Genomic DNA, 13213 nt, shown 5'->3' on the forward strand with positions numbered 1-13213 from the left:
ATAAGCTAAATAAAAATAATTACTTTGCTATATATCAAGTAATTTAGCGCTGCACTTGGAAGCTTAACCTGATGTAACGGGTAGTTCCAATTCAACAATTTGCTCGGCAATTAAATCTATCTTCTCTGACATTAAGGCTTGCGCGTCGTATAAGCCCCGATTGTAATACAGTGCGCCTAATTCTTGACTGAAAAAATCGAGCAAAAAGTCAGCATCAAACTGCCCAAGTTCTTGATCTAGCTCTTTGCTAAAATAAGCCTGTAGCTTGTCGATGAGTAGTGACTTTTCAGCAGCGGTAAAGTTTATTGGCGACATGAGTAGCGCTCCTTGATAGGTAAATTTGCAATCAAGTTGCTATGATACTGTTTATGGGTCATTTAAGTTAAGAAAATGTTTTGAAAAAATCCTGGTTATTGCAATGGTGGCACACACAGTGTCAATTTTGCCGTAAAGCAAGAATGCTGATTTTATGGTTATTATTAATGTTGCTTGCTGATGCGTTATGGTTTGGTTTAATTATTTACTAAACTTAAATTTATAAATTGTTGTGAAGCATAAAAGGAGATAAACATGGGCTATCGTTGGACAGATTCATTGGATATCGCGCTTGATTTAATTGAGCAGCATCCAGATGTTGACCCGATGAAACTTCACTTTCCTGAGTTAATGCAGTGGGTATTAGCGTTAGAAAACTTTGACGATGATCCCAAGCACTGCGGTGAGCGAGTACTCGAAGCTATTCAGTTAGCTTGGATTGCCGAGGCGGATTAAATTAGCGCCGATGGGTAAAAGTAGACAATATACAATCAAAAGTGCGAGATTAGCGTTTAGCGCTTTTCAAAAGTGTGCATTTGACTATAATGGCTGATTACTCCTGTGATGAGTTTTCTCCAACCAATTCAAATTTAAAGAGCATACGGCCACTATGACACCTGAAAATAATCAACGTCCCCTATATATCCCCTATGCAGGGCCTAGCTTACTTGAAACGCCATTGTTGAACAAAGGTAGTGCTTTTACTGAAGAAGAGCGTTCTCACTTCAACTTGACGGGCTTATTGCCGCCACGTTTTGAAACCATAGACGAGCAGGTTGAGCGAGCATATATGCAATATAGTAGTTTTGAAACGAATTTAAATAAGCATATTTATTTGCGCGCCATCCATGATAATAATGAAACCTTATTTTTTAAGTTAGTACAGGCACATTTAGCGGAAATGATGCCGATTATTTATACCCCAACCGTTGGTGATGCCTGTGAGCAGTTTTCTGATATCTATCGCAGCTCGCGTGGTTTATTTGTCTCTTATGATCAACGTCATCAGCTAGATGATATTTTGCGCAATGCCACAAAGAACAAAGTGAAAGTGATAGTGGTAACCGACGGTGAGCGTATTTTAGGTTTAGGCGACCAAGGCATTGGCGGCATGGGCATCCCCATTGGTAAGTTGTCACTTTATACCGCCTGTGGTGGTATTAGCCCCGCCTATACCTTACCCGTGATGCTAGATGTCGGGACCAATAATGAAAAACTGTTAAACGATCCCATGTATATGGGCTGTCGTCATCCGCGCATTGAACAAGCGCAATATGATGAATTTTTAGCCATGTTTATTAGCGCGGTTAAGCGTCGTTGGCCGCAAGTTTTATTGCAGTTTGAAGACTTTGCGCAACCTAATGCCACCCCGCTGTTAAATCGTTATCGCGATGAAATTTGTTGTTTTAATGATGATATTCAAGGCACAGCATCTGTAACCGTGGGCACGCTATTAGCGGCTTGTCGTACCAAAAATGCTAAGTTATCGGCACAACGTGTGGTGTTTGTTGGTGCTGGCTCGGCGGGCTGTGGCATTGCCGAGCAAATCATTTCCCATATGGTCAGCGAAGGCATCACTGAACAACAAGCAAGAAGCCAAGTCTTTATGGTGGATCAATTTGGTTTACTTACTGAAGGTATGACAAATTTACGTGATTTTCAGTCTAAGCTAATTCAGAAAAAAGCTGCGTTGCAGTCATGGCAAATCAGCGGTGATTATGCTTCTTTACTCGAGGTGGTTGAGCATGCAAAAGCCACTATTTTAATTGGCGTGTCCGGTGTCCCTGGTTTGTTCACCGAAGCTGTCATTAAAACCATGAAAAAGCATTGTTCGCTGCCGATAGTTTTTCCACTAAGCAACCCAAGTCGACAGGTTGAAGCAACACCAGAGCAAGTGATTAACTGGACCGAAGGCGAGGTTATTATTGCCACAGGTAGTCCATTTAAGCCGGTAGAATATAAAGGTAAAGTATTTCCAATTGCCCAATGTAATAACAGCTATGTTTTCCCAGGGATTGGTTTAGGGGTGGTATCAGCCAATATTAGTCGTATTACTGATGAGATGTTAATGGCAGCTAGCGAAATGTTAGCGCTTGCTTCGCCGTTAGCAAATTCAGCGACTGGTGAACTGTTGCCACCTTTGGTGGAAATAGCTGACTTAAGTAAAAAAATAGCCTTTGCGGTGGCGAAAGTAGCGTTCGAACAAAACTTAGCTTTACCACTTTCTGAAGCCCAGTTAACAGAGCGTATTAACGCTAATTTTTGGACGCCAGCCTATCGCCAATATCGCCGCATAAGTATCTAAGTGTAGCGTTCAGCATGCGCCAACGATGGCTTGCAACAATTTAACGCCTAGCTAGCGCTCAGTTAGCTAGGCGTTTTTACGTCGCTGATGCGTTAAAGCTTTTAAGATAAATAATACCCTCGACATCCGCCGGTAATGTTAAATTTTTTATCAAGGTTTTAATAGTCGCTATCGATTTGGTTGCAAGCTAGTGCCGCGCTTTAGCAAAGCTAGCACAGTAAAAATGCAGGCCATAGCCGTCTATTTCGCTGAAAGGACTCTGAGTAATGAGCGTTAAGACAATTAATGATAAGCCTAGGCATTTGTCCGTAATTCGTCTATAATCGCGCCAAAATTTATCCTGTATTTTAATTCTATTTTATTGAGAGGGCTATCATGGCTATCGAACGTACATTTTCTATCGTAAAACCTGACGCAGTGGCTAAAAACTTAATTGGTCAAATTTATAACCGCTTTGAAACTGCTGGTTTAAAAATTGTTGCTGCTAAAATGATCCATTTATCAAAAGAAAAAGCAGAAGGTTTCTATGCTGAGCATAGCGAGCGTCCTTTCTTTGGTGCTTTAGTTGAATTTATGACTTCTGGTCCAGTCATGGTACAAGTTTTAGAAGGTGAAAACGCCGTACTTAAAAACCGTGAAATCATGGGCGCAACTAACCCAGCTGAAGCGCTAGCGGGCACCATTCGTGCTGACCTAGCTGATAGCATTGATGAAAATGCTGCACATGGTTCTGATGCTTTAGAGTCAGCTGCACGCGAAATTGCTTACTTCTTCTCAGATGAAGAAATTTGCCCTCGTACTCGTTAATTTTAACTAGGGTCGATTAAGCGGCAAATCATTGCTTAGCTAATCGCCGTTAAAGATTAATTTGAAGGATTTTACCGAATTATCGGTAAAATCCTTTCTCTATTTTAAGACTTGATAAAAATGACGGTTTTCAACTTTCGCTAGACAGTTGAGAACATTGATTTTTGTTTAGTTTAGCGCCATTAAATTGTTTGTTTTGCACAAAAAGCGTACAATTTGAGTTGGTATGTATTGTCGTTTTGAGAAGCTTTTTTATTATGAGTAACGTAACCGAAGTAACCCCAGTGAAGAAAAAAATCAACTTACTCAACTTGGATCATCAAGGTATGCGCGAGTATTTTGCCTCCATAGGCGAAAAGCCGTTCCGTGCCGATCAAATTATGAAGTGGATGTATCATTTTGGTTATGACGATTTTGAGTTAATGACCAACTTAAATAAAAAGTTACGGGAAAAGCTACAACGTGAAACGGAAATCAAAGCACCAGAAATTTCTGAGAAACAAGTCTCAAACGATGGCACGATAAAATATGCGTTACGTTTAGAAGGTGGCCAAGAAATTGAAACCGTTTGGATCCCAGAAAACGGGCGCGCGACTTTGTGCGTCTCATCGCAAGTGGGTTGTGCGCTCGAATGCACCTTCTGCTCAACAGCGCAACAAGGCTTTAACCGTAACTTATCAATGGCAGAAATTATTGGTCAAGTATGGCGCGTGGCCAATGATATTGGCGCAACACGCATTGCCGGCATACGACCCATTACCAATATCGTCATGATGGGCATGGGCGAGCCGTTATTGAACATGAAAAACCTGATCCCAGCCTTAGATACCATGTTAAATGACTTAGGTTATGGCTTGTCCAAGCGCCGTGTTACCGTCAGTACGTCAGGCGTTGTGCCAGCGTTAGATATGTTAAAAGAAAAAATTGATTGCGCGTTGGCGATTTCAGTACATGCGCCGAATAATGAACTACGCGATGAATTAGTGCCTATTAACAAAAAATACCCACTGGAAGAGTTTTTAGCCGCGGCAGGTCGATATATAGAGGGCTCTAAAGCCAACAAACAAGCAACTATAGAGTATGTCATGCTTGATCATGTTAACGACAGCACAGAACAAGCGCATGAATTAGCGCGCGCGTTAAAAGACTTACCGAGTAAAATTAACCTGATCCCGTTTAATCCATACCCAGGTTCGCCTTATAAACGTTCTAGTAACTCTCGTATTGATCGCTTCGATAAAGTATTGCAAAGCTACGGCCTAACCGTGATCACTCGCCGAACCCGTGGTGACGATATTGATGCTGCTTGTGGACAATTAGCCGGCGATGTTCTTGATCGCACTAAACGAGCCGGAAAAAAAGAGGTGAAAGCTGAGGCGATTTCAGTAAAAATGGTTTAATGACAGTAAAAAGCAATAATAACTAAGTGACTGCCTTAATATTATGAAAAAATTAGTACCGTTGTTAACCGTATGGCTTGTTGCAAGTTCGTTGACTGCCTGTGTAACGCAAAACTATGGCAATGACAAAGACACCCCGTTAATTGAAAACGAAGCAAGCAGAAATGAAATCGCCATGACCAGGATTTCATTGGGTCTAGGTTATTTAAAAATGGGCAATACCCAGCAGGCAAAACTGAACCTAGAAAAAGCGAAACGCTTTGCACCTAACTTAGTGCAAGTATACACCGCCTTTGCGCATTATTACGATACCGTTGGCGAGCCTGATCTAGCGACGCAAGCCTACGAGCATGCGCTAAGTATTGATAATCAAGATGCAGATACGCTAAATAACTACGGTGTGTTTTTATGTCGACATGAAAAATATGCCGCTGCTGAGCAGAGAATTTTACAGGCGATCGCGATACCAAGCTATATTTTGGTGGCGCAAAGTTATGAAAACTTGGCGTTATGCCAATTAAAAGCCGCACAATTTTCCAAGGCGGAGATTTACCTCGAAAAAGCCATTGCCCATAGTCCAAACCGTGCCAGTTCATTATTACAGATGATGCGTTTGCAGTACGCTAAAGGTGACTATAAGCTAGCGCAAACTTACTTGTATCGCTATGAGAAATCTACACGACGTTTTAGTGATGAAGCTCTGGCGTTGGCATTTAAAATATTTGCTAAACAGGGCAATAAGGTAACCGCTAAAAACTACGCTAATATGCTGGTTAAAATGTTCCCTAATTCAATATTGGCGAAACAATACATTTTAAATGAACTTTATCAAATAGAAGCAGACAAACTAGCAGCGCAATACCAAGCATTGCAATCAGGCACTGATAACGCCAAGGCGAAAAAGCGCATCGTGGTATTGTCGCCAAAATCAAACGACAATAAAGCTAATGCTAACCTAAGTCAGCATGGGTTAAAGCCTATTATGGCAAACTCAGTTATGCCACCAGCCGTAACAGCCGATAACAGGCGGCAAAACCAAGCGGCTGATGAACAATTAGTAAAACCGGTTGAACATAAGCGTGAAAAAATAGCGCTACCAGCTAAAGAAGAGCAACAAACAGCAACACCACAGCAAAATACGGCGACGGTATCATTGCCGATTCATGTGGTGAAAAAAGGCGACAGCTTATTTGCAATATCTAAACAGTACAACATTGTTATGAAAAGTTTAAAGCGTTGGAATAAAATTCGTCCTCCTTTTACCCTAAAAATTGGCGACGTACTTTATCTTGCTGATCCTAAGTCAGCAGCAAAACGCTAAGAGAAACGCTTGATGAAGCAAGAGCAGAACACATTGAACCACCAAGAACAACAAGCAGAATTGCCAAACCCAGGCACCATGCTTAGCCAAGCCCGAGAGGCGCATGGCTTAAGCCAACAACAGGTTGCTGAGAAGTTAAACCTTAGCACTAGTTTTGTACAGAATATCGAAGCCAATAAGTTTAATTTTGGTTTGCCAGAAACCTTTAATCGTGGCTATCTCAAAAACTACGCGAAGTTGGTTAATATTTGTCATCAAAGTGTTTTACATAGCTACGAACAACTCGATATGAGTCAAAAGCAAAGTAGCAAAATGCAAAGTTTTTCTAAGGGCACAGAAAAACAAGCAGAGCACAATATGCTGATGTGGGTTACCTACCTGATATTAGCAATTTTTATTGCCGCAACTGTGGTTTGGTGGCTACAAACTCCTTCCGTGCAGCCAGAGCCTATTGCCAGCAATGCTCAGCTAAGTGAGACTGTCGCACCGGTTAATGAAGTCTTAGCCGCTAAGCAAAGTGGTGCAAGTGAGGCCAGTTTACCCTTATTAACCAAGCCGCAACCCGTGGTAACAGATGAAAGCGAAAACGCGCTTAAGCCAGCTAATGATGAGCAGCTAACACTCGTCTCAACTACTGATGACCAACCAAGCACAGTGCTGCCAGAGCCTATTGCCCAAACGCAACAAACTAAGGTGCATGATACGCAAGACGATTTGGTTTTTACCTTTGCTGGCGACTGCTGGGTAAATATTTATGACGCAACTGGTGAGCGCATTGCTTGGGGAGTGAAAAAGTCCGGCTATATTATGCGCATTTCTGGCCAGCCGCCTTTTAGTATTACTTTGGGTAAGCCGGAATTAGTAAAAATAGCGTACAATGATGTAACGGTTGACACCAGTATGTTTAGCGCCGGAAATATTGCTAAATTCTCATTACCATTAACGCCTTAATACGGTAACATTCCATTTAATTAACGTAACAGTATTGAACTTTTATTATGTTTAAAGAATCTCCGATTATTCGCCGCAAGTCTCGCCAAATTATGGTGGGTAATGTTGCCGTTGGTGGCGATGCGCCCATTAGCGTGCAATCAATGACCAATACCTTAACCACAGATGTTGCAGCAACGGTTGCACAAATTAAAGCTTTAGAAGCGGTTGGTGCTGATATTGTTAGAGTCAGCGTGCCCACCATGGATGCGGCAGAAGCGTTTCGGGAAATCAAACGGCAAACCAATGTTCCCTTAGTCGCTGATATTCATTTTGATTACCGAATCGCGCTTAAAGTGGCGGAATATGGCGTTGATTGTTTGCGTATTAACCCAGGCAATATTGGCCGGGAAGATAGAGTTCGAGCTGTGGTAGAGTGCGCACGAGATAAAAATATTCCGATTCGTATTGGTGTTAATGGCGGCTCTCTAGAAAAAGACATACAAGAAAAATATCATGAACCTACGCCAGAAGCGCTGTTAGAGTCAGCTATGCGCCATGTTGATATTCTTGACCGATTAAATTTTCATGAGTTTAAAGTCAGTGTTAAAGCCTCTGACGTATTTTTGGCCGTTGGTGCTTATCGTTTATTAGCACAGCAAATCGATAACCCACTACATTTAGGGATCACTGAAGCCGGTGGCCTGCGTTCGGGCTCAGTAAAGTCATCGGTAGGGTTAGGTTTGTTATTAGCGGAAGGTATAGGTGATACCCTACGCGTTTCATTAGCTGCGAATCCGATTGAAGAAGTCAAAGTTGGGTTCGATATTTTAAAGTCCTTAAAGCTGCGTAGCCGCGGAATAAACTTAATAGCTTGCCCAAGCTGTTCAAGACAGGAGTTTGATGTCATTGCTACGGTGAACGCCTTGGAAGAGCGCATTGAAGATATTATGACCCCGATGGATGTTTCTATTATCGGTTGTATCGTTAACGGGCCAGGTGAGGCGACAGTGTCAGATCTGGGTTTAACCGGTAGTAGCAAAAAGAGTGGTTTTTACCTCGATGGTATTCGTCAAAAGGAGCGCTTTGATAATAATAACTTAGTTGATCAACTCGAACAGCGTATCCGTGCCAAGGCTAAAATGCTAGATGCTGCCAATAAAATTGCCATTCGAGAGCTAGATTAGTTTCAGGCAAATATTAAGCAAGTTATGGTGTTATTTACGTTTCAATGCAAACTGCCTATAATGCGCGGCCAAGCGCGTAAAAATAAGTGCAAAGTAAGCCATAAAAAATTATTTCATATTACACACTAGCGAGAACTGAATACGTGAGCAAAGCAATTCAAGCAATTAGAGGTATGAACGACTGTTTACCAACAGAAACCGGCATTTGGCAAATGGTCGAAGCCACATTACGCCGTGTTGCTAGCAATTATGGCTTTGGCGAAATACGGATGCCGATTGTTGAGCCAACCGCGCTTTTTAAACGTTCAATTGGTGAAGTCACTGATATTGTTGAAAAAGAAATGTACACTTTTGACGATCGCAATGGCGACAGTCTAACACTGCGACCTGAAGGAACAGCAAGTTGTGTACGCGCCGGTATACAGCATGGTTTGCTGTATAACCAAGAGCAGCGTTTATGGTATATGGGGCCTATGTTTCGCCATGAGCGGCCGCAAAAAGGTCGCTACCGTCAATTTCATCAATTTGGCCTTGAAGCCTTTGGTATTGCGACACCCGACATAGATGCCGAAATTATTATGCTAAGTGCACGACTTTGGCGGGAACTTGGCATCAATGAATTTGTCACACTTGAACTGAATTCGTTAGGCTCGAATGAAGAGCGAGCGGCTTATCGAGATGCCTTAGTGGAATTTTTAACTGCCAAAGCTGACTTATTAGATGAAGACAGTAAGCGTCGGATGCATACCAACCCACTAAGAGTTTTAGATAGTAAAAATCCAGATGTGCAAGCAGCTTTGGCGGATGCACCTAAATTAGCAGATTATTTTGCTGAAGAATCACGGGCGCATTTTGCTTCGGTCTGTCAACGCTTGGATGCGGCCGGCATCAAATATGTAATTAACGATCGGCTAGTACGGGGTTTAGATTATTACAACCGTACCGTTTTTGAATGGGTAACGTCGAGTTTAGGTGCTCAGGGCACGGTTTGTGCCGGTGGCCGATATGACGGCTTAGTGGCGCAACTTGGCGGCAAAGCAACACCAGGAATTGGTTTTGCCTTAGGTATTGAGCGTTTAGTCTTGATGCTAACGAGCTTACATAAAGCCGAACAGATACGAGCTCAAGTAGACGCCTATGTCATTATGCTTGGCAGTGATGTAGAAATTATTGCCAACAACTTAGCAGAACAATGGCGCGATCTAGTGCCAGATATTCGCTTACAATGCCATTGCGGTGGCGGTAACATGAAAAAGCAAATGAAACGCGCGGATAAATCGGGTGCAAAAATAGCATTGATTCTCGGTGAAGATGAAATTGCTCAACAAACAGTGACGGTAAAGTATTTGCGTGGACAACAAGAACAAGAAAGTCTGCCACTTGCGCAAGTGCCGAGTCTTTTATCAAACTTAGGTTAAGGGTTAGTTTTGGATATACATCAAACAGAAGAACAACAAGTCGAAGCAATTAAAAAGTTTTGGCAAGACAATGGTAATGCAATTATTGCCGGTTTAGTCATTGGTTTAGGCGGCTTTATTGGCCTAAATTATTATAAAGATCATAAATTACAACAAGAGCTAAATGCGTCGGAAGCATACCAAAACATGCTGGAAATTGCCGGTCAAGACAGCGCCACATTTACCAGCGCTGGCGAAGCGTTTATGGCTGAACATAAAGCATCAAGTTATGCCATGCTAACCGCGATGGCGTTAGCGAAAACGGCTGCTGAAAATCAAGATTGGGCACAAGCGCAAGGCTACTTAACTACTGCTATTGCGGAGTCGGTTGATGATGGCATGAAAGCCATTGCCACAGTGCGCTTGGCGCGCGTTCAGCTGCAATTGGCGGCTTATGAGCAAGCGCTTGCGACGTTGGCAACTAAACTCCCTGCCTCATTTGATGCCAGTGTCGAAGAGATTAAGGGTGATATATACACCAAGCAAGGCAAAACAGAGCTTGCGCGAAATGCCTATCAAGCAGCTATTGATGCGGCGACCGATGGTGCTAATCCAGCATTACAAATGAAATTAGATGACTTAGCTCAAGCCGTTAATTTAAGCAATTAGAGAGTGGTATAAGCATGTTTACGAGTAAACGCTTTAACAAAAAGCTCTTGGCTATTTGTTTGCTAGCAGTAGGTATTTCAGCCTGTTCTTCGACTGACGATGAAGACGAAGATTTAAAAGTTGCTCCTTTAACTGATATTAACGCAGTTTTTACCCCCAAGGTAAAATGGGATGCCAGTGTTGGTGATGGCGTTGGTGACTATTTCTCACGCTTACAACCGGCGATAGCCTATGCCAAAGTCTTTAGTGTCAGTCGAGACGGCGAAGCTTATGCGTTCGATGAAAGTACAGGTAAGCGAGTTTGGTATACAGACTTAAGCGATCTGGATAACAAGCGTGGCTTTTTTGCCGATAAAGAATCGGCATTAATTAGTGGTGGCCTTGTTGCTGGCATCAATAAAGTGTTTATGGGCAGTGAAAACGGCGATGTGATAGCCCTAGATGCAGAAAATGGGCAATTAGCTTGGCGTGGTAAAGTTAAAGGTGAAGTAATTGCTGCGCCAGCGCTAGACTCAGGCAAGCTAGTTGTTAATACAGTTTCTGGCCTTATGAAAGCATTTAATGCTTCCAATGGGCAAGATGATTGGCAAATCGAGCAAGATGTTCCGCCGCTTTCCTTGCGTGGCATCAGTGCGCCAGTTATTGCTGGAGGTGGTGTTATTGTTGGCGCTGCCGATGGCTCTTTATCGGTATATCTGCTTGAGCAAGGGCGTCAAGGCTGGACAGTTGATATTGGTGAAGCGACTGGCTCAACTGAGTTAGAGCGAGTGATCGATGTCGATGCAACGCCATTAATTTACGGTGAAGTCGTTTATACTGTGTCGTCACGCGGAAACTTATCTGCGGTGGAATTACGTTCAGGTCGGGTGTTATGGCAACGTCAATACTCGTCATATCGTGAACTTGCTATCGGTGGTAATAGCTTGTTTTTAACGGATGTTAAAGGGCATGTTTATGCCATTGATCGTAACAACGGTTTAGAACTTTGGAGCCAGCTTGCACTGACAAATCGAGGTGTTACTGGGCCCGCAGTGATGGATAATTATATTGTAGTTGGTGACTTTGAAGGATATTTGCATTGGTTAGACCAAGCAAGTGGTGAAATTGTTGCACGTCATCAAGTTGATAGTAGTGGTATTTACACCACGCCAGTGGTTGCCAACGGTGTAGTGTATAGTCAGTCGCGAGATGGTGACTTAGAAGCGATTATTATTCCAGAATAAGCGAACTGAGTTTGGCTTAATAAAATCTGGGTTAATGAGCGAATTAGACTAAAATGATAAACGGCTCCAGTGTAAAATGCACTGGGGCCGTTGTTGATTATTTAAACGTATATAACTTTGGGTTGTATTACGCTGTAAGAGAAATTTGAGGTGAACATGCTGCCAGTAGTAGCACTTGTTGGTCGACCCAATGTCGGTAAATCAACACTATTTAATCGATTAACCCGTAGTCGCGATGCACTCGTTGCCGATTACCCAGGTTTGACGCGTGATCGCCAATACGGTAAAGCTGAGGTGGAAACGCATCCCTTTATTGTCATTGATACCGGTGGTATTGAAGGAGATGAAAAAGGTATAGATGCGTTAATGGCCGAACAGTCGCTAATCGCAATAGATGAAGCTGATGCAGTATTATTTATGGTTGATGCAAGAGCAGGGTTAACGTCCGCTGATCAAGGCATTGCCAATCACTTACGCAAACAAGATAAAAAAGTGTTTTTAGTGGCAAATAAAGTAGATGGCATAGACGCTGACTCTGCTGTTGCTGACTTTTATTCTCTTGGTTTAGGCGATGTGGTACATCAAATTGCAGCGGCTCATGGCCGTGGTGTTACCCAGCTACTAACGTTAGCACTGACGCCGCATATTGAAGCGCTTGGCCAAACTAGCAGCTTAGACAATGATGAATTTGCCAGTGAGTCTTTAGTAAGCCATGATGACGCTAGCTCAGATGAAAGTGCGATTGATACAGCGGCACATGAAACTGACACCATTAAATTAGCGATTATAGGTAAACCTAATGTCGGCAAGTCAACGTTAACCAACCGTATTCTTGGTGAAGATAGGGTAGTCGTTTATGACATGCCTGGCACAACTCGCGATAGCGTTTATATTCCCATGGAGCATAACGGTCGACCCTATACCTTAATTGATACAGCAGGCATACGCCGTCGTAAAAATGTGACTGATATCGTTGAAAAGTACTCGGTGATAAAAACCCTGCGTGCTATCGAAGATGCCAATGTATGTTTATTAGTTGTTGATGCGCAAGAAGGGCTTAGTGAACAAGACTTAAGCTTACTGGGTTTTATTCTCGACGCGGGGCGCTCACTGGTATTAGCGGTAAATAAATGGGATGGTTTAGACGAGCACGTTAAAGAACGCATCAAGTCAGAAATAGACAGACGACTCGGCTTTATTGACTTTGCCCGTATTCACTTTATCTCAGCCTTGCATGGCACAGGGGTGGGGCATTTATATGAGTCAGTCGAAGAAGCGTTTGTTTCTGCCACTAAGCGCATCTCGACGGCTATGGTGACAAAAATATTAGATATGGCGGTATTTGATCACCAGCCACCTATGCACCAAGGTCGCCGTATAAAATTAAAGTACGCGCATGCGGGTGGCTATAATCCACCACTGATAGTGATTCATGGAAATTTAGCGAAAAAACTCCCCATTTCATATAAGCGTTACTTGATGAACTATTATCGCAAGTCATTAAAAATTATGGGCACGCCGATCCGTATAGAGTTTAGAGAAACCGCTAACCCATTTGCCGGCAAGAAAAAGCTGACTTACACAGAGCAAAAAAAATTAGCACGAGCCACGCAAGGTTATAAAAAAGACGAATCCAGTTAGCGTCAATGGCCTACGAGC

At 42.7% G+C, this 13213-nt stretch carries 12 protein-coding genes; 11 read left to right on the forward strand and 1 reads right to left on the reverse strand.

From position 1 onward, the window contains the following. Positions 1-63 precede the first annotated feature (63 nt). The gene (locus tag B6K83_RS04100) at positions 64-315 is read right to left on the reverse strand and encodes a DUF2164 domain-containing protein (protein WP_085283521.1); all 252 of its coding nucleotides are present in this window, start codon (positions 313-315) and stop codon (positions 64-66) included. A gap of 255 nt (positions 316-570) precedes the next feature. Here B6K83_RS04100 and iscX point away from each other — a divergent pair, with 255 nt between their 5' ends. The 11 genes from iscX (at position 571) to der (ending at position 13195) form a co-directional block, all read left to right on the forward strand. Continuing rightward, positions 571-771 carry a Fe-S cluster assembly protein IscX gene (iscX, locus tag B6K83_RS04105; protein ID WP_085283523.1) on the forward strand — a complete coding sequence of 67 codons (201 nt, stop codon included), beginning with the start codon at positions 571-573 and terminating at the stop codon, positions 769-771. Positions 772-925: 154 nt separating this feature from the next. Beyond that, positions 926-2620: an NAD-dependent malic enzyme gene (locus B6K83_RS04110; protein WP_085283525.1), complete on the forward strand. Its 1695-nt coding sequence runs from the start codon at positions 926-928 to the stop codon at positions 2618-2620. 375 nt (positions 2621-2995) lie between these two features. Then, positions 2996-3427 carry a nucleoside-diphosphate kinase gene (gene ndk, locus B6K83_RS04115; RefSeq protein ID WP_085283527.1) on the forward strand — a complete coding sequence of 144 codons (432 nt, stop codon included), beginning with the start codon at positions 2996-2998 and terminating at the stop codon, positions 3425-3427. 257 nt (positions 3428-3684) lie between these two features. Next, entirely contained in the window at positions 3685-4827 is a 1143-nt protein-coding gene (locus B6K83_RS04120; protein WP_085283529.1) for a bifunctional tRNA (adenosine(37)-C2)-methyltransferase TrmG/ribosomal RNA large subunit methyltransferase RlmN, read from the forward strand. A 43-nt stretch (positions 4828-4870) separates the two neighbouring features. After that, the gene (gene pilW, locus B6K83_RS04125) at positions 4871-6148 is read left to right on the forward strand and encodes a type IV pilus biogenesis/stability protein PilW (protein WP_085283531.1); all 1278 of its coding nucleotides are present in this window, start codon (positions 4871-4873) and stop codon (positions 6146-6148) included. Between the two features lie 12 nt (positions 6149-6160). Then, complete coding sequence (locus B6K83_RS04130) at positions 6161-7099, forward strand: RodZ domain-containing protein (protein WP_085283533.1); 939 nt, start codon at positions 6161-6163, stop codon at positions 7097-7099. 47 nt (positions 7100-7146) lie between these two features. Beyond that, positions 7147-8265: a flavodoxin-dependent (E)-4-hydroxy-3-methylbut-2-enyl-diphosphate synthase gene (gene ispG, locus B6K83_RS04135; protein ID WP_085283535.1), complete on the forward strand. Its 1119-nt coding sequence runs from the start codon at positions 7147-7149 to the stop codon at positions 8263-8265. A 143-nt stretch (positions 8266-8408) separates the two neighbouring features. After that, complete coding sequence (hisS, locus tag B6K83_RS04140) at positions 8409-9683, forward strand: histidine--tRNA ligase (protein ID WP_085283537.1); 1275 nt, start codon at positions 8409-8411, stop codon at positions 9681-9683. 9 nt (positions 9684-9692) lie between these two features. Next, complete coding sequence (locus B6K83_RS04145) at positions 9693-10331, forward strand: YfgM family protein (protein WP_085283539.1); 639 nt, start codon at positions 9693-9695, stop codon at positions 10329-10331. 14 nt (positions 10332-10345) lie between these two features. Next, the gene (gene bamB, locus B6K83_RS04150; protein WP_085283541.1) at positions 10346-11554 is read left to right on the forward strand and encodes an outer membrane protein assembly factor BamB; all 1209 of its coding nucleotides are present in this window, start codon (positions 10346-10348) and stop codon (positions 11552-11554) included. Positions 11555-11710: 156 nt separating this feature from the next. After that, positions 11711-13195, forward strand: coding sequence for a ribosome biogenesis GTPase Der (gene der, locus B6K83_RS04155; protein ID WP_085283543.1), 1485 nt, complete (start codon positions 11711-11713; stop codon positions 13193-13195). Positions 13196-13213: the final 18 nt, after the last annotated feature.

This window comes from Colwellia chukchiensis (assembly GCF_002104455.1).
GTDB classification, from domain to species: domain Bacteria; phylum Pseudomonadota; class Gammaproteobacteria; order Enterobacterales; family Alteromonadaceae; genus Cognaticolwellia; species Cognaticolwellia chukchiensis.

Bases quoted from the DNA above. Each gene is read 5' to 3' on its own strand.
- B6K83_RS04100 (WP_085283521.1), bottom strand. From the start codon at position 315: ATGTCGCCAATAAACTTTACCGCTGCTGAAAAGTCACTACTCATCGAC.
- iscX (WP_085283523.1), top strand. From the start codon at position 571: ATGGGCTATCGTTGGACAGATTCATTGGATATCGCGCTTGATTTAATT.
- B6K83_RS04110 (WP_085283525.1), top strand. From the start codon at position 926: ATGACACCTGAAAATAATCAACGTCCCCTATATATCCCCTATGCAGGG.
- ndk (WP_085283527.1), top strand. From the start codon at position 2,996: ATGGCTATCGAACGTACATTTTCTATCGTAAAACCTGACGCAGTGGCT.
- B6K83_RS04120 (WP_085283529.1), top strand. From the start codon at position 3,685: ATGAGTAACGTAACCGAAGTAACCCCAGTGAAGAAAAAAATCAACTTA.
- pilW (WP_085283531.1), top strand. From the start codon at position 4,871: ATGAAAAAATTAGTACCGTTGTTAACCGTATGGCTTGTTGCAAGTTCG.
- B6K83_RS04130 (WP_085283533.1), top strand. From the start codon at position 6,161: ATGAAGCAAGAGCAGAACACATTGAACCACCAAGAACAACAAGCAGAA.
- ispG (WP_085283535.1), top strand. From the start codon at position 7,147: ATGTTTAAAGAATCTCCGATTATTCGCCGCAAGTCTCGCCAAATTATG.
- bamB (WP_085283541.1), top strand. From the start codon at position 10,346: ATGTTTACGAGTAAACGCTTTAACAAAAAGCTCTTGGCTATTTGTTTG.
- der (WP_085283543.1), top strand. From the start codon at position 11,711: ATGCTGCCAGTAGTAGCACTTGTTGGTCGACCCAATGTCGGTAAATCA.